The sequence below is a fragment of the Pseudomonas sp. RT4P38 genome, assembly GCF_054897765.1.
The window spans coordinates 5,999,168-6,015,162 of record NZ_CM142703.1 but is presented as its reverse complement, the minus strand read 5'-3'; the positions used below and the strand labels follow the sequence as shown (position 1 = coordinate 6,015,162).

The window sequence follows — 15,995 nt, the reverse complement described above, 5'->3', positions numbered from 1 at the left end:
AACCGAACCCCTGCCGGTCGAATGTTCTAGCGTGTAGAAGCAGGTATAGCCGACGGCGACGGAGGGCACTGATGGATCATCGTACAAAAGGTTTCACGCTGATCGAGTTGCTGATCGCGCTCGCGGTGCTTCTGATCCTGATCACACTGGCCGTACCAGCGTTTACCCGTTCGGTGCAAATCACCAAGGCCGACACCGAAATCGGCGATCTGCAACGTGGTCTGAATTTCGCCCGACTTGAGGCGATCAATCGAGGTATCACCACCCGGGTTCGTCCGACGGCGGGCGGCAGTGTCTGGACCGGGGATCTGTCGGTCTATGACGGTACTGGCAATCCGGCCAATGTATTGCGGGTTGTTCCAGCGATGAGCAGCGGGGCGACTCTGACGCTAACCTCAGGAGTGACCGCCATCGATTTCAACAATCTGGGCGGGTTGTCGGCACCGTCCACGGCGGTGGTGATCAGCTATGTACAGGGGGCGCAAAGCAGGACGCTGAATGTGTGTTTGAACGGACGAATTCTATTGGGTGGTAGTTGCGGATGAGGGGATGGAGCAAGCGTGCACAGGAGGGCATGACGCTGATCGAGGTTTTGGTTGCGTTGTTGATTCTGGGTGTGGGGCTGTTGGGGGCGGCGGCGATTCAGCTCAATGCGCTGAAGTACACGGACAGCTCGCGGATGACCAGCCAGGCGAGTTTTATCGCCTATGACATGATGGACCGCATTCGCGCCAACTCCGGCGCCGACTACACCGTCACGCCACCGACCTCGGGCAACTTGAGCGTCGCCCGGGATCAGGACCTCTACGACTTCACGACCAACATCGTCAATTTCGGCGGCGCCACGGCTACTGGCAGCGTTACGCTCAATCAGCGGGTGTACACCATCACCATCATCTGGGATGACTCGCGGGCCGCCAACACCGCCAATTCCCGTCGCAGCTTTGTGCTGACCAGTCGCGCCACCGTCGATCCGGTGGCGACGCCATGAACCGGCTCAATCGAGGTTTCGGCCTGATCGAAATGCTGATCGCCCTGGCGTTGAGCCTGGTCGTGGTGCTCGGTGTGGCGCAGATTTTCATTGCGGCCAAGAACACCTACGTCAGCCAAAACGCATCGGCCAACCTGCAGGAAGATGCTCGATTTGTGCTGAGTAAAATAATTCAGGAAATTCGCATGGTGGGGATGTTTGGTTGTCTGGGAACGATCACTGACGCAAGCGCCGGGGGGAGTTTCAATGCCAGCCAGGTAACGCCGATCAGTTGGGACAATGCCAATCTCAAGCTGACCTTGGTGACCGCCGATGTGGGAGCAGGTGGCGGTACGCCGACCTGGACGGTGGTCTCCGATTGTCGAAACACGGCGACGGCTTATTCAAATTTGCAGGCTCCCGCATCGGGACAGTTGGCGTTTCCGATTAGGCGACTGGTTTACAGCCTTAAGAACAATCAGCTGACGATGGGAAGCGGCACCACGCCTACCCAAGCGGTGCTGGTCGACAATGTCAGTGCCTTCAACGTGAGCTTCGGTCTTGCTAGTTCGGCTACCGATGCGTCCGCTTCCAGCTACAGCAGCAATCCGTCGGACCCTGCTCGAATCCGCAGCGTACGCCTGACGTTGACTCTCACCGACCCGAACAACCGGGTACGCAATCAAACCTTTAACGTGGTTGCCGCTCTGCGCAACCGCTTGCCATGAGGGGAGGGCCGGTGAGTATTTCTTCCGAGACCCCTCACTCCCAGCGCGGCATGGCGCTGCTGATCAGCCTGGTGTTTCTTCTATTGCTGACACTGATCGGCCTTTCATCGATGCAAAACGCCACCTTGCAGGAAAAAATGGCCGCCAGTGTGACCCTGCGCAATCAGTCGTTCCAGGGCGCCGAAGCCGCGCTGCGCATCGGCGAAAGCGCGGTGCAACTGGATACCTACGCATTGCCGGTTTGCAGCGGCACCAGCCAATGCGCACCGCCGGCCGAGGCGTCGGCCCTCACCGCCGCCGGGTTCAATTCCACCTCGGGTGTCACCTGGATCGCGGCCGCCAACGGTTTCTACGGGGTGCAAAACATAGGCGCCACGCTGAACGCCGTGAATGTGCCGAGCAACACGTCGGCAACGCTGTACCGGGTGACCGCTGTGGGCATCGTAGGCAACTCGCGCAGTGTGGTGGAGAGTATCTATGCGAAGTACTGAGGCCCGCACAGGCTGGCGCCGTTGGTTGTTGCAGCTGCTCTACGGCGCGTCGTTGAGTCTTTATCTGGCAGCGCCGGCTTACGCCTTCACGCCCTCGGATTCGCCGCTGTTGAGCGCCGCCGCCGTCGCACCCAATGTGATGCTGTTACTCGACGACTCGGGGAGTATGAACAACATTATCTGGGCGGCAGGCTTCAACCCGACGGTCGCACGCCCCACAGTGACTATTTGCCTCTCGAATGGTTCGTGCTTGAAAGGCCGCGAGCTTGACATGACCGATACCAATATTGCTTTGTCGAGTTTGACTCGAGGAAAATGTTCGAAAGGGTGGTACGGTTTTTATAACAACAGCTCTTCCGGTCCGGATTCGCTTTGCCTCAAACTTCCCGATCCGGTGGGGAGCGAGGACACGCGGTATACGGCAAATTACTTGTCCTATCTGATAAATCTGGCCAACAATTCAGATCGGGATTTCACTGATGGCTCGATCCCCAATGATTACCGGATGAACGTGGCGCGCAACGTTTCCAAGATGTTGGTGGCTGGCAACCGCGCGCTACGCATCGGCCTGTCGACGTTCAATCTGGCGGTCGGCAACCACAAGAATGACGGCGGTTACATTGCCCGTTCGGTCAGTGATATGTCGGTGGTCAGCGGCACCGTGACCCAGGCTCAGGCCAATACCAACTACAACGCACTGATCGACGCGATTGATGGACTGAGCGCGGAAGCCAATACACCGCTGGCAGAAGCCTATTACGAAATCACCCGCTATTTCCGTGGTATGGCGCCATACAACAACTCGACGCCCACCACCTATACCAGTCCGATTCAGTACCGTTGCCAGAAAAATTACGGGGTGGTGATTACCGATGGTCTACCGACCTACGACCGAACCTTTCCGACCAACGATCCGCTGGGTGGCAGCCGGTTACCGAACTGGGACGGGATCAGCAATAACGATGGCGCCAACCTCGCCGGCGACGATGAGGGCGACGATGAGGGCGACACCCTGTACCTGGATGACATCGCCAAGTTCGCCTTCGACATCGACATGCGCTCCACAGGGACAGATGCCGCGGGTAAAAGCTGGAACGAGGTGGATTTTTCCAAGCAGAACATGAACACCTACACTGTGGGTTTCGCCGTCGCTAACCAGATGTTGTCGGATGCGGCGACCTACGGACAGGGCCGATACTACCAGGCGAGCGATAGCGCGGAACTCATCAGTGCACTGGCTGCAGCCTTGAGCGACCTCACCGCCAAGGCCGGCTCAGGTGGCAGCGGCGTTGCCAGCGGCACCACTCTTGCCAGCAACTCAACCTACTTCCAGACCACCTACGACCCCAAGGACTGGCGGGGCACCATCAAATCCCTTGGCTTCACATCGGCGGGCGCGGTTAACACGGCCGCGGTGCTATGGACGACCGATACCACTATCGTGCCCGGTGCTACTGCGCCGACCTACCAGTCCTGGAACACCCTGACCAACGCCGCTGTTACTCTGGCCTACGGCAATTTTTCCCCGATCCAGCAGACTTCCCTCAGCCAGAACTTGCCCATCGGGATCACGGGCAGCGATTTGGTGGAGTGGAGCAAGGGCACCAACAAAACCGGGTTGAAAGCGCGTAGCGTGTTGCTCGGCGACATTATCAATTCGCCACTCGTGCTGGCCGCGCCCACGGACCAAACCGCGTCCGATCTGGTGGGGGATACTACCTACAGCACCTACCTGGCCACCAAAGCCGCCAACATGAATGCCAGCCTGGTGGTGAACGCCAACGACGGTTTTGTGAACGTCGTCAACTCGGCCAATGGTGTCAGGCGTTATGCCTACATGCCTTCCAGTGTGTTGCCTTCGCTGCGTTTGATCGCCGACACCAATTACATCAACGGCGTCAGCCACAAGTTTCTGGTTGACGGTCAGGTCGCGGTATTCGATGCCCAACTCAACAGCGCCTGGAAAACCCTGGCATTGGGTGGAACAGGGGCGGGGGGCAGGACCTTCTACGCGTTGCAGCTGTTCGACGCCTCGGTCGGTAACGTGACCAAGGCGTTGTGGGAGATCAGCGCACCGTCCACAGCAAATACGGCGAACGTTTTCAATGATCTGGGTTATGCCTATGCACGACCGGAAGTGGCACGCTTGGCCGACGGTCGATGGGCCGCATTCATCTCCAACGGTTATGGCAGCAACTCCGGGGTGGCAGCGTTGTACGTGGTCGACATTCGCGACGGCACGCTGATCAAGAAAATAGTGGTCGACGGCGCCGAGACTAACAACGGCCTGTCGTCGGTAAAACTTCGGGTCAACTCGCAGAATGTGGTGCAGGCCGCTTATGGCGGCGACTTGAAGGGGCGGCTGTGGAAGTTTGATTTGGGCGCCACCGCCCCGGAATCGTGGGATCTGGCGTTTTCCCGCAAACCGCTGTTTACCACCGCGGGTGGCGTCACCCAGCCGATTACCGCGCAACCATTGCTGGCGGATAACTCGTTGGGAGGGAAGGAAGTATTTTTCGGCACCGGTAAGTTCAACGAGACGGCCGACAAGACCAACAAAGACCTCCAGGCGTTCTATGCAGTGTGGGATGCGGAAGGTGGCTCCGGGCAAATCACAACGTCCAGTTTGCAGGCCCAGGCGGTGACCGGTGTGTTCTCCGGTAGCGGTGGGCAATTCATCACCACCAGCCAGAACGACGTGACCTATCCGGCGAAAAAAGGCTGGTACCTGCCGCTGGTGTACAACAACGTGCTAACTGGTGAGCGGGTGATCAATCAGGCCAGTCTGGTGGCCGGCCGGATCGTGTTCACCACGGCCAGCGTGGACACCACCGACCCTTGCGCCAGTTTCGGTACCGGCAAACTGGTCGAACTCGATGCATTCAGCGGTAAGATGCTCAACTACGCGGTGCTCGACACCAATGGCGACGGTCTGGTCGACATCAAGGATTCGATTTCCAGCGGGGTGATTTTCACCGGTGGTATTCCGACGCTGAACGCGATCGTCAACAATGCGTCCCGCAAGATTGTGAACGACTCCAGCGGCGGCATCAGCTCCCTGGTGGAAAAGCCCGGCGGTGGTGTCAACCGTCGCATCATGTGGCGACAAATACAGTAAGTGAGAGTTGAGGCATGCGCAGATCCAATCGAGGTTTTACCCTGATCGAAATCATGATCGTGATTGCGATCATCGGGATCGTCATCACCATTGGCTACCCGAGCCTCACCGAGTATGTGAAAAAGGGCCGTCGAACGGAGGTGGCCGGGCTGCTCTCCGAACAGGCGCAGATCCTCGAGCGTTTTTATTCGAAGAACAATGTCTACACCAACGTCGCAGGCCTGAGTGCCGGCAATGACTTTTACACCATTACCCAGACCCTGACCGATCAGACTTTCCTGCTGACGGCCGTGCGCAAGGCCGGCAGTGCCATGGCGACGGACAAGTGTGGGGATTTCACCATCACCAACACTGGCGTCAGAAGCATGGTCAATGCGACGGCCGCGACCAAGGATTGCTGGGGTCGCTGAGTTCCTTTTTCGGGCGCCTTTTGCGTCCTCTGTCTATTTAACGGTTGGATCAGAACATGACCAGGCAACAGCAAGTGGTGATTGTCGGCGGCGGGGTGATTGGCCTGCTGACGGCGTTCAATCTCGCGTCCGAAGTGCAAAACGTTGTGCTGCTGGATCGCTCGAACGTTGGTCAGGAATCGTCCTGGGCCGGCGGCGGTATTGTTTCGCCGCTCTACCCTTGGCGCTACAGCCCGGCGGTCACCGCGTTGGCGCATTGGTCCCAGGATTTTTATCCACAGCTGGGCGAGCGTTTGTTTGCAGCCACCGGTGTCGATCCTGAAGTGCATACCACCGGGTTGTACTGGCTGGATCTGGATGATGAGGCCGAGGCCCTGGCCTGGGCTGAGCGGGAAAACCGTCCGTTGCGGGCTGTGGATATCTCGGCAGCTCACGACGCGGTGCCGGTGCTGGGGAGCGGTTTTTCCCGGGCGATCTACATGGCCGATGTGGCCAATGTGCGTAATCCGCGACTGGTGAAGTCCCTCAAGGCTGCGTTGCTGGCGCTGCCGAACGTGACGATTCATGAGCAGTGTGAAGTCAGCGGGTTTATCCGTGAAGGCGCTACGGTGGTCGGGGTGCAGACCTCGGCGGGAGCGATTCATGGCGATCAGGTGGTTCTGACCGCAGGTGCCTGGAGCGGTGATTTACTCAAGAGCCTGGATCTGGAGTTGCCGGTCGAGCCGGTGAAAGGGCAGATGATTCTCTACAAATGCGCAGCGGATTTTCTGCCGAGCATGGTTCTGGCCAAGGGGCGTTATGCGATTCCTCGGCGCGACGGGCACATTCTGATCGGTAGTACGCTGGAGCATCAAGGCTTCGACAAGACGCCGACTGAATCTGCCCTGGAGAGCCTGAAGGCGTCGGCGGAGGAGTTGATTCCTGCACTGGCGGATGCCGAGGTCGTGGGGCACTGGGCCGGGTTGCGACCGGGCTCGCCGGAAGGCATTCCCTACATCGGTCGGGTGCCAGGGTTCGAAGGGCTTTGGCTCAATTGCGGGCATTACCGTAACGGCTTGGTGCTGGCGCCGGCGTCGTGTCAGTTGTTTGCGGATGTGATGCTGGGGCGTGAGCCGATCATTGATCCGGCACCGTATGCGCCGGTTGGGCGGATCTGAGACTCAATCGAGTCCCAGTTTTTTGAGCCTGTAGCGCATCGACCTGAATGAAAGACTCAACCGCTGAGCCGCCGCCGTGCGGTTCCAGCGGGTTTCTTCCAGGGCCTGGAGGATCAGTTTTCGTTCGACGTTTTCCAGGTAGTCTTCCAGGTTGTCAATCTGCGTCAGGTCCGGCACACCGCCTTCCGGGTTGCAGTTGCCTTCGGCCAGTCGCAGGTCGCTGGCTTCGATCTGCTTGTTTTCGCACAACGTGTGAGCCCGTTCGAGCACGTTCTCCAGTTCCCGCACGTTGCCGGGGAAGCGATAACTTTTCAGCGCGTCGAGGGCATCCGGGTGGAGTTTCACGGCGGGTTGGCCGGTGCTGATGGCCAAACGGTTGAGCACGTGGCTGGCGAGCAATTCGATGTCGTCACGGCGTTCGCGCAAGGGCGGCACCCGTAGTTCGATCACGTTTAACCGGTAGTACAAATCCTGACGAAAGCGTTCGGCGGCGACTTCGGCGTCGAGGTCTTTGTGGGTGGCGCAAAGGATACGCACGTCGACCACGGTTTCCTGCTGCTCGCCGACACCGCGAACGGCTTTTTCCTGTATTGCCCGTAGCAGCTTGACCTGCATCGCCAGCGGCAAATCAGCCACTTCGTCGAGGAACAGGGTGCCGCCATGGGCGGCCTGGAACAGTCCGGGTTTGTCTTCGATGGCACCGCTGAAGCTGCCTTTGCGATGGCCGAAAAATTCGCTCTCCATCAATTCCGACGGGATTGCCCCGCAGTTGATTGGAATAAACGGTTGGCTGGCGCGTGGTCCTTGCTCGTGGATCAGTCGCGCGACCAATTCCTTGCCGCTGCCGGATTCGCCGCTGATGTAAACCGGCGCTTGGCTGCGGGCCAGTTTGTCGATGTGTTTGCGCAGGGCGCGCATGGGCAGTGAGTCACCCAGCAGCCGGCGATCGATGGCCGTGCCAGTGCCGCCCGACGCAGGCAAACGCAGCGCACTGCTGACCAGCTCCCGAAGGCGGGTGAGGTCCACCGGTTTGGTCAGGAAGTCAAAGGCGCCGGCCTTGAGAGCGTTGATCGCGGTTTCCAGGTTGCCGTAAGCGGTGATCATTGCCACCGGTACTTGTGGGTGGCGTTGCTGGATGTATTGCACCAGCTCAAGGCCGGTGCCGTCCGGCAGGCGCATGTCGGTCAGGCACAGGTCGAACGTCTCCCGCGTCAGCAGGGCCTGGGCTTCGCCGAGGTTGCGGGCACTGAAGGTGTCGAGTTTCATCCGTCCCAGTGTGATTTCCAGGAGTTCGCGGATATCCGGTTCGTCGTCGACGATCAGGACTTTTTGCTGTGGGCTCATGTTCAACCTTGTTTCCGTCCGTGAGCAAAGGTGATGCGAAAGCAGCCGCCGCCTTGGCGTGGTTTGAAGTCTAGGCGGGCCTGGTTGCTTTCGCACAGCTCACGGGACAGATAAAGCCCCAGGCCGGTGCCTTGGGTGCTGGTAGTGAAGAACGGTTCGAACAAGTGCACGTGATGCTCCGGTGTTACGCCGGGGCCATCGTCCAGGATCTCGAGGATCGGCAGCTGGCTGTCCGGGTCGACAAACAACTCGAGCCAGACCTGTGCCAGGTCGTGATTCAAGGCGCTATGGCGCCAGGCGTTGCGCAACAAATTGTCGAGAATCTGGGTCAGCTGGTTTGGGTCCATCAGGGTCTTGAATTCTCCTGAACCGATGCACAGATGAATCTGCTGATGCTCGGTCGCCCCCTCGCGGGTTTCGTTGACGAACTGTTCCAGCCACGGCTTCAGATCAAGCCGTTGCGCTACGGTTTGCTGACGGCGGGACAGTTGCAGGACGTTTTCGATTACCCGATTCATTCGCTGAGAGTGGTCTTGAATAATCTGTGTCAGACGCCGATCCGCGCGGTTCAGTTCCTCAGATTCATGCAACAGCTGCGCGGCATGACTAATGGCACCCAGTGGATTGCGGATTTCATGGGCGATACCGGCGGTCAGGTGACCGAGCGCGGCCAGCTTCAATTGCTGGGCTTGTTGAGCGATTTGCGCGAGGTCTTCGAGAAAGACCAGGGTCTGGTGGTGTGGGCTTTGGTCCAGGGCAATGAAGCTCGGTTGCAACTCCAGGCCACTGCTGGCGACTTTCAGGCTCTGGGGGCGCAGCGTCGGGTTGTTGAGCCACAGTTGCAAGCGTTCAACCAGGGTGGGTAAGTAGTCGTCGATCAGCTGACTTTCAAGACTTTCCCTGCCTAACAGGTTCAAGGCGCTGTGGTTGGCCAATTGAACCCGCCGCTGGTCGTCGAGTACCAGGATGCCGGTACGCATGCGTTGCAGGATCAGTGCGTTGAGGGCTTCGAGACCGACGACTTCGCTGGCCCGTTGTTCGGCCAGTGTTTCGCTGACTTCCAAGCGTCGGATCAGCCCTTGCACCAGTAATGCCGCAGCAAAACACAGGGCGCCGAGCGTGCCGGCTTGCAAGTAATCATTGGGGGTGGCGGGATGGCTGAAACTCAGGAGGAAGCTCAGCCCCACGATGCCGAGCGCGCCGACGGCGGCAATCAACAGGCCTATGCGCCCTCGCAACAAAGTGTTGCTGATGGCTACCGATACGATCAGCAGGTTGCCGATGGCACTGGCCACACCACCGGCGGCGTAGAACAGACCGCACAGCAGCAGGACATCGGTCAGCGCCAGGCTGAACAGTTGCGCCGGGCGCCGGGTGTTCTCGAGGAACACCACCAGCAGGATATTCAGCACCAGGTATACCCAGCTGCCACTGCGCAGCAGGTTGTCATTGGTGAACGTCAGCAGCTGGTTGTCCATGTCGCTGGAGATCAACAGCACCAGGGTGATGCCGACGCTCAAACGGTAAAGATGATAGAGGCGCAGCAGTCGCTGGGCCTGTTTGTTGCCGGGACTGGACGTCTCAGCGATCACTTGAACCCGGGCCTTGCTCAAGATGAGCCTGGCTGCAATACCACTGTTGTTGAAGGCTCAGCGCGCGGTCGCGTGGCAGGTGTACGCCGCAATGGGCGCAGCGGACCATCGGGGCCGCTTCCAGCTCGGCAGGGGACTTGGGATTTGTAGACGATCCCTTGAACTTGCGCCAGAACCATACTGCAGCGGCAATCAGGGCGATCCAGAACAGTAAACGAAGCATGATGAGCGGCTACTTGACGAGTGATTAGCCAGTTTAGCCAAGGACATGACCAGCGCACAGCGTAATAATCGAGCCCATAAAAAAGGAGCCTCGAAAGGCTCCTTTTTGTACCGCGCGACGTGTCAGTCAAACATGCCGAAGGTCATGTAGCTGAACCACGAGCGGTCGCTGTTGTTGCCTTCCGCTTCGTGTTCCTCTTCCTTGATCACATCGCCATCTGCATCTTTAGGCTTGAGATCGCTCGGAATCGCGTCCTTGGCGTCCTGGAACTGCTTCTGCACGTCCTGGTTGGCGCGGGTTTCGCCCGGCGGCAGCGGTGGACGGGACTCGATCAGGCCTAGCGTCGCTTTGCTCAACCACGAGCGGTTGTCGGCTTCGTCTACCGAAGGCTTGAACTGACCGTCGACCAGGGTTGGATGGTTCGGGTAGTTGAGCTTCAGGGTTTCGAGGCTGGTGTTGGCCAGATCGTCCAGATGCAGACGCTGGTAGGCCTCTGTCATCACCGCCAGGCCGTCACCGACCGAAGGGGTTTCCTGGAAGTTTTCCACCACGTAACGACCACGGTTCGCGGCGGCGACATAGGCCTGACGGGTCAGGTAGTAGTCGGCAACGTGAATCTCGTAGGCCGCCAGCAGGTTGCGCAGGTAGATCATGCGCTGCTTGGCGTCCGGCGAGTAGCGGCTGTTCGGGAAGCGGCTGGTCAGCTGGGCGAACTCGTTGTAGGAGTCGCGAGCTGCACCCGGGTCACGCTTGGTCATGTCCAACGGCAGGAAGCGCGACAACAGGCCGACGTCCTGGTCGAAAGAAGTCAGGCCCTTGAGGTAATACGCGTAATCCACGTTCGGGTGCTGCGGGTGCAGGCGAATGAAGCGCTCGGCGGCGGACTTCGCAGCTTCAGGCTCGGTGTTCTTGTAGTTGGCGTAGATGAGCTCGAGTTGAGCCTGATCGGCGTAGCGACCGAACGGATAACGCGACTCCAGCGCCTTCAGCTTGGCTGTGGCGGCGGTGTAGCTATTGTTGTCCAGATCGTGCTGAGCCTGCTGGTACAGCTCGACTTCGCTCAGGTTTTCGTCTACGACTTCCTTCGATGAGCAAGCAGCGGTCAATGCGAGGATGGCGATCAGCAGCAGGTGTTTCACTTGCATGGCGGCTTGCGTCCCTATGACGGCCGCTGTCTTGGGCGGGGCCGTCCTGTTATGATGAGCGCCCCGTTGAGTAGCCTCGGGGCAAAAGACGCCGTATTTAACCACAAGCGCGCAGCCGAAACCAAAGGCTGTGCCGACGCCTAGTCCGAGCATGTCCGATAAAATTGAACTTCGCGCAGAGGTGCCGTCCGAATTGGGCGGCCAACGCCTCGATCAAGTCGCCGCACAATTATTCGCTGAGCACTCGCGCTCGCGCCTTTCCGCCTGGATCAAAGACGGCCGCCTGACTGTGGATGGGACGGTTATCCGCCCGCGAGACATCGTTCATGGTGGCGCCATTCTTGAGCTCACTGCCGAGCAGGAAGCTCAGGGCGAATGGATCGCTCAAGACATCGAACTGGACATCGTCTATGAAGACGACGACATCCTGGTGATCAATAAACCCGCGGGTCTGGTGGTGCATCCTGCTGCCGGTCACGCCGATGGCACCTTGCTCAATGCCTTGCTGCACCACGTGCCGGACATCATCAATGTGCCCCGCGCTGGTATCGTGCATCGCCTGGACAAGGACACCACCGGTCTGATGGTGGTGGCCAAGACCATTCAGGCGCAGACACAGCTTGTCACGCAATTGCAGAGCCGTAGCGTAAGCCGGATCTACGAATGCATCGTGATCGGTGTGGTGACTGCCGGCGGCAAGATCAACGCTCCGATTGGTCGTCACGGCCAGCAACGCCAGCGCATGGCTGTGATGGAAGGTGGCAAGCAAGCCGTCAGCCATTACCGCGTGCTTGAGCGTTTCCGCTCCCACACTCACGTGCGGGTGAAACTGGAAACCGGGCGTACGCACCAGATTCGTGTGCATATGGCTCACATCAACTTCCCGTTGGTCGGAGATCCTGCCTATGGCGGTCGTTTCCGTATTCCGCCCGCAGCCAGTGTGACCATGATCGAATCGTTGAAGGCGTTCCCGCGTCAGGCGCTGCATGCGCGATTCCTGGAGCTGGATCACCCGACCACTGGTAAGCGGATGAGCTGGGAATCGCCACTGCCGGACGATTTCGTCTGGTTGCTGACGCTGCTTAAGCAAGACCGCGAGGCGTTCATCGGATGAGTGACTGGCTGATTCCTGACTGGCCAGCGCCGGCCAGGGTGAAAGCCTGCGTTACCACCCGTGCGGGCGGCGTCAGCCTGGCGCCGTTCGACAGCCTCAACCTAGGCGATCATGTCGACGACTGCCCCGAAGCCGTTGTCGAAAACCGCCGTCGCCTCACCGATCTTTTCTCTATTCAACCGGCCTGGTTAAAGCAGGTTCACGGCATCGCCGTGGCCCACGCAGACCCAAGCCAGGTGGCCACTGCCGATGCCAGCTGGACGGCAACGCCCGGTATTGCCTGCACGGCGATGACCGCTGATTGCCTGCCGGCGCTGTTTTGTGACCGTGCAGGCACTCGCGTAGCGGCGGCCCATGCCGGTTGGCGCGGGTTGGCGGCGGGTGTGCTGGAAGCGACTCTGGACACGCTGGCCGTGCCGCCTGCCGAGGTGCTGGTCTGGCTTGGTCCGGCCATTGGCCCGCAAGCCTTTGAAGTCGGCCCGGAAGTGCGGGAAGTTTTTATTCAGCAACTGCCTGAAGCCGCTAAAGCCTTCGTCCCGAGCCAGAACGCCGGCAAGTTCATGGCTGACATCTATGAGCTGGCGCGTTTACGTCTGGCGGCTCGCGGTGTCACCGCTGTTTATGGTGGCGGTTTCTGCACTGTGACCGATCCACGCTTCTTTTCTTACCGCCGCAGTCCACGCACCGGTCGGTTTGCCTCCTTGGTCTGGCTCGAACGCTAGACTTAGCTGACCTGCATCAACGTCACGACGCTTGAAACTCCCAGAATCGACCGCATCTATAACGGTATCTGGCAGGTTTCTTCATTCAGGATGTTTTATAGGTCCGGCCTGCTCAAAAGGAAGGTGACCCATGCGTATAGACCGTTTAACCAGCAAGTTGCAGTTAGCCTTGTCCGACGCCCAATCCCTGGCCGTCGGCCTCGATCATCCGGGCATTGAACCGGCGCACTTGATGCAAGCCATGCTTGAGCAGCAGGGTGGTTCGATCAAACCCCTGTTGATGCAGGTGGGCTTCGACGTCAACAGCCTGCGTAAAGAGCTGACCAAAGAGCTCGACCAACTACCAAAAATCCAGAACCCGACCGGCGACGTGAACATGTCGCAGGACTTGGCGCGCCTGCTCAACCAGGCCGATCGTCTGGCCCAGCAGAAGGGCGACCAGTTCATCTCCAGCGAACTGGTGTTGCTCGCCGCCATGGACGAGAACAGCAAGCTCGGCAAATTGTTGCTCGGTCAGGGCGTCAGCAAGAAAGCCCTGGAAAACGCGATCAACAACCTGCGCGGTGGTGAGGCCGTCAATGACGCCAACCACGAAGAGTCGCGCCAGGCGCTGGATAAATACACCGTCGACCTGACCAAGCGCGCCGAAGAAGGCAAGCTCGATCCGGTGATCGGCCGTGACGACGAAATTCGCCGGACCATTCAGGTCCTGCAACGCCGCACCAAGAACAACCCGGTGCTGATCGGTGAGCCTGGCGTGGGTAAAACCGCCATCGCCGAAGGCCTGGCCCAGCGCATCATCAACGGTGAAGTGCCGGATGGCCTGAAAGGCAAACGCCTGTTGTCCCTGGACATGGGGTCGTTGATTGCCGGTGCCAAATACCGTGGAGAGTTCGAAGAGCGCCTTAAATCCCTGCTCAACGAACTGTCGAAGCAGGAAGGGCAGATCATTCTGTTCATCGACGAACTGCACACCATGGTCGGCGCCGGTAAGGGCGAAGGCTCGATGGATGCGGGCAACATGCTCAAACCGGCGTTGGCTCGTGGTGAGCTGCACTGCGTTGGTGCAACCACGCTCAACGAGTATCGCCAATATATTGAGAAGGACGCAGCCCTCGAGCGACGCTTCCAGAAAGTCTTGGTGGACGAGCCAAGCGAAGAAGACACCATCGCTATCCTGCGTGGCCTGAAAGAGCGTTACGAGGTTCACCACAAGGTGGCGATCACCGACGGCGCGATCATCGCTGCGGCCAAGCTCAGTCATCGCTACATCACTGACCGTCAGTTGCCGGACAAGGCCATTGACCTGATCGACGAAGCGGCCAGCCGCATCCGCATGGAGATCGACTCCAAACCGGAAGTTCTCGATCGTCTGGAGCGTCGTCTGATTCAGCTGAAGGTGGAATCCCAGGCACTGAAGAAAGAAAGCGACGAAGCGGCAATAAAGCGACTGGAAAAACTCCAGGAGGAAATCGTCCGCCTCGAACGTGAGTACTCGGACCTGGAGGAAATCTGGAACGCGGAAAAAGCCGAAGTCCAGGGTTCTGCGCAGATCCAGCAGAAAATCGAACAGTCCCGTCAAGAACTGGAAGCGGCCCGCCGCAAAGGCGACTTGAACCGCATGGCCGAGCTGCAGTACGGGATCATCCCGGACCTGGAGCGCAGCCTGCAAATGGTCGACCAGCACGGCAAAACTGAAAACCAGTTACTGCGCAGCAAGGTGACCGAAGAAGAGATCGCCGAAGTGGTGTCCAAGTGGACCGGTATTCCGGTGTCGAAAATGCTCGAAGGCGAGCGCGACAAACTGATGAAGATGGAAAGCCTGTTGCACCAACGTGTGATCGGCCAGGACGAAGCGGTCATTGCCGTTTCCAACGCAGTGCGGCGCTCTCGTGCCGGGTTGTCCGATCCGAATCGCCCGAGCGGTTCGTTCATGTTCCTCGGCCCGACCGGTGTCGGTAAAACCGAGCTGTGCAAGGCACTGGCCGAGTTCCTCTTTGATACTGAAGAGGCGATGGTACGGATCGACATGTCCGAGTTCATGGAGAAACATTCCGTGGCCCGACTGATCGGCGCGCCACCAGGCTACGTAGGCTATGAAGAGGGCGGTTACCTGACCGAGGCGGTGCGTCGCAAGCCTTATTCGGTCATCCTCCTGGACGAGGTCGAGAAGGCCCACCCGGACGTCTTCAATATCTTGCTGCAAGTGCTGGAAGATGGCCGACTGACCGATAGTCATGGCCGCACGGTGGATTTTAAAAATACCGTGATCGTCATGACCTCCAACCTGGGCTCGGTACAGATCCAGGAACTGGTCGGTGATCGTGAGGCGCAACGTGCGGCGGTGATGGATGCGATTTCCATGCACTTCCGGCCGGAGTTCATCAATCGGGTCGACGAAGTGGTGATCTTCGAACCGTTGGCTCGGGATCAGATTGCGGGCATTACCGAGATCCAGTTGGGTCGACTGCGCAGTCGCCTGACCGAGCGCGAGCTGAAGCTTGACCTCAGTCCTGAGGCCATGGATAAGCTGATCGCGGTGGGTTACGACCCGGTTTACGGTGCGCGGCCGCTCAAGCGAGCAATCCAGCGCTGGATCGAGAACCCGCTGGCGCAGCTGATTCTGTCGGGTCGTTTCATGCCCGGCGAGACCGCGAAAGGTGTCGTGGAAAACGACGAAATCGTATTCGTCTGATCCAGGGCGGCAGCAAATATGAAGAGGCCTCGCATTGCGAGGCCTTTTTTTCGTTAGGCTGTTGAACTGAAAGGAAAAGGCTTGTAAAGTGCGCCCCGCAGTAAGTCGCCCTGAAGGGTTTCTGCTCCCCAAGCAGGAATCTGAAATAAGTTGCAAATCATTAACTTGAAAGCAATTTAAGGGGTTGACAGAGGTGCTTAAGATTGTAGAATAGCGCGCCTCAGACACACGAACGCAGCGATGCGAACGGGTCGAAGAGGTGAAGCAAGCTTCACAGTTGTAATTG

The 15,995-nt window shown here is 58.9% G+C and carries 14 protein-coding genes; 10 read left to right on the top strand and 4 right to left on the bottom strand.

All coding sequences use genetic code 11. From position 1 onward, the window contains the following. Positions 1-71 precede the first annotated feature (71 nt). Genes ACYZT7_RS27965 through thiO form a run of 7 tightly spaced genes read left to right on the top strand, consistent with a single transcriptional unit; the run spans position 72 to position 6,874 of the window. Positions 72-545, top strand: coding sequence for a GspH/FimT family pseudopilin (locus tag ACYZT7_RS27965; RefSeq protein WP_462039031.1), 474 nt, complete (start codon positions 72-74; stop codon positions 543-545). Next, the gene (gene pilV, locus ACYZT7_RS27960; RefSeq protein ID WP_462039030.1) at positions 542-991 is read left to right on the top strand and encodes a type IV pilus modification protein PilV; all 450 of its coding nucleotides are present in this window, start codon (positions 542-544) and stop codon (positions 989-991) included. The genes ACYZT7_RS27965 and pilV overlap by 4 nt, the downstream gene beginning before the upstream one ends. Beyond that, positions 988-1,698: a PilW family protein gene (locus ACYZT7_RS27955; protein WP_462039029.1), complete on the top strand. Its 711-nt coding sequence runs from the start codon at positions 988-990 to the stop codon at positions 1,696-1,698. Before pilV ends, ACYZT7_RS27955 begins: the two co-directional genes overlap by 4 nt. 11 nt (positions 1,699-1,709) lie before the next feature. After that, a complete protein-coding gene (locus ACYZT7_RS27950; RefSeq protein ID WP_462039028.1) occupies positions 1,710-2,189 on the top strand; it encodes a pilus assembly PilX family protein in 480 nt (159 codons plus the stop codon). After that, complete coding sequence (locus ACYZT7_RS27945; protein ID WP_462039027.1) at positions 2,176-5,307, top strand: pilus assembly protein; 3,132 nt, start codon at positions 2,176-2,178, stop codon at positions 5,305-5,307. Before ACYZT7_RS27950 ends, ACYZT7_RS27945 begins: the two co-directional genes overlap by 14 nt. A gap of 14 nt (positions 5,308-5,321) precedes the next feature. Then, positions 5,322-5,717, top strand: coding sequence for a type IV pilin protein (locus ACYZT7_RS27940; RefSeq protein ID WP_462039026.1), 396 nt, complete (start codon positions 5,322-5,324; stop codon positions 5,715-5,717). A gap of 56 nt (positions 5,718-5,773) precedes the next feature. Beyond that, positions 5,774-6,874, top strand: coding sequence for a glycine oxidase ThiO (gene thiO / locus ACYZT7_RS27935; protein ID WP_462039025.1), 1,101 nt, complete (start codon positions 5,774-5,776; stop codon positions 6,872-6,874). A gap of 3 nt (positions 6,875-6,877) precedes the next feature. On the opposite strand, the gene ACYZT7_RS27930 is transcribed toward thiO, so the two are convergent. The 4 genes from ACYZT7_RS27930 to ACYZT7_RS27915 form a co-directional block, all read right to left on the bottom strand. Continuing rightward, complete coding sequence (locus ACYZT7_RS27930; RefSeq protein WP_462039024.1) at positions 6,878-8,218, bottom strand: sigma-54-dependent transcriptional regulator; 1,341 nt, start codon at positions 8,216-8,218, stop codon at positions 6,878-6,880. 2 nt (positions 8,219-8,220) lie between these two features. Next, positions 8,221-9,810: a sensor histidine kinase gene (locus ACYZT7_RS27925; protein WP_462039023.1), complete on the bottom strand. Its 1,590-nt coding sequence runs from the start codon at positions 9,808-9,810 to the stop codon at positions 8,221-8,223. After that, positions 9,800-10,033 carry a PP0621 family protein gene (locus ACYZT7_RS27920; RefSeq protein ID WP_449646394.1) on the bottom strand — a complete coding sequence of 78 codons (234 nt, stop codon included), beginning with the start codon at positions 10,031-10,033 and terminating at the stop codon, positions 9,800-9,802. The genes ACYZT7_RS27925 and ACYZT7_RS27920 overlap by 11 nt, the downstream gene beginning before the upstream one ends. A 122-nt stretch (positions 10,034-10,155) precedes the next feature. Beyond that, positions 10,156-11,178, bottom strand: a complete 1,023-nt coding sequence (locus tag ACYZT7_RS27915) for an outer membrane protein assembly factor BamD (RefSeq protein ID WP_462039022.1) — start codon at positions 11,176-11,178, stop codon at positions 10,156-10,158. Positions 11,179-11,329: 151 nt separating this feature from the next. Between ACYZT7_RS27915 and rluD the strand changes: the two genes are divergently transcribed. From rluD to clpB, 3 genes are all read left to right on the top strand, one after another. Further along, the gene (gene rluD / locus ACYZT7_RS27910; RefSeq protein ID WP_449646456.1) at positions 11,330-12,292 is read left to right on the top strand and encodes a 23S rRNA pseudouridine(1911/1915/1917) synthase RluD; all 963 of its coding nucleotides are present in this window, start codon (positions 11,330-11,332) and stop codon (positions 12,290-12,292) included. Continuing rightward, entirely contained in the window at positions 12,289-13,014 is a 726-nt protein-coding gene (gene pgeF / locus ACYZT7_RS27905; RefSeq protein WP_462039021.1) for a peptidoglycan editing factor PgeF, read from the top strand. The genes rluD and pgeF overlap by 4 nt, the downstream gene beginning before the upstream one ends. A gap of 130 nt (positions 13,015-13,144) precedes the next feature. Further along, the gene (gene clpB, locus ACYZT7_RS27900) at positions 13,145-15,709 is read left to right on the top strand and encodes an ATP-dependent chaperone ClpB (RefSeq protein ID WP_449646454.1); all 2,565 of its coding nucleotides are present in this window, start codon (positions 13,145-13,147) and stop codon (positions 15,707-15,709) included. Positions 15,710-15,995: the final 286 nt, after the last annotated feature.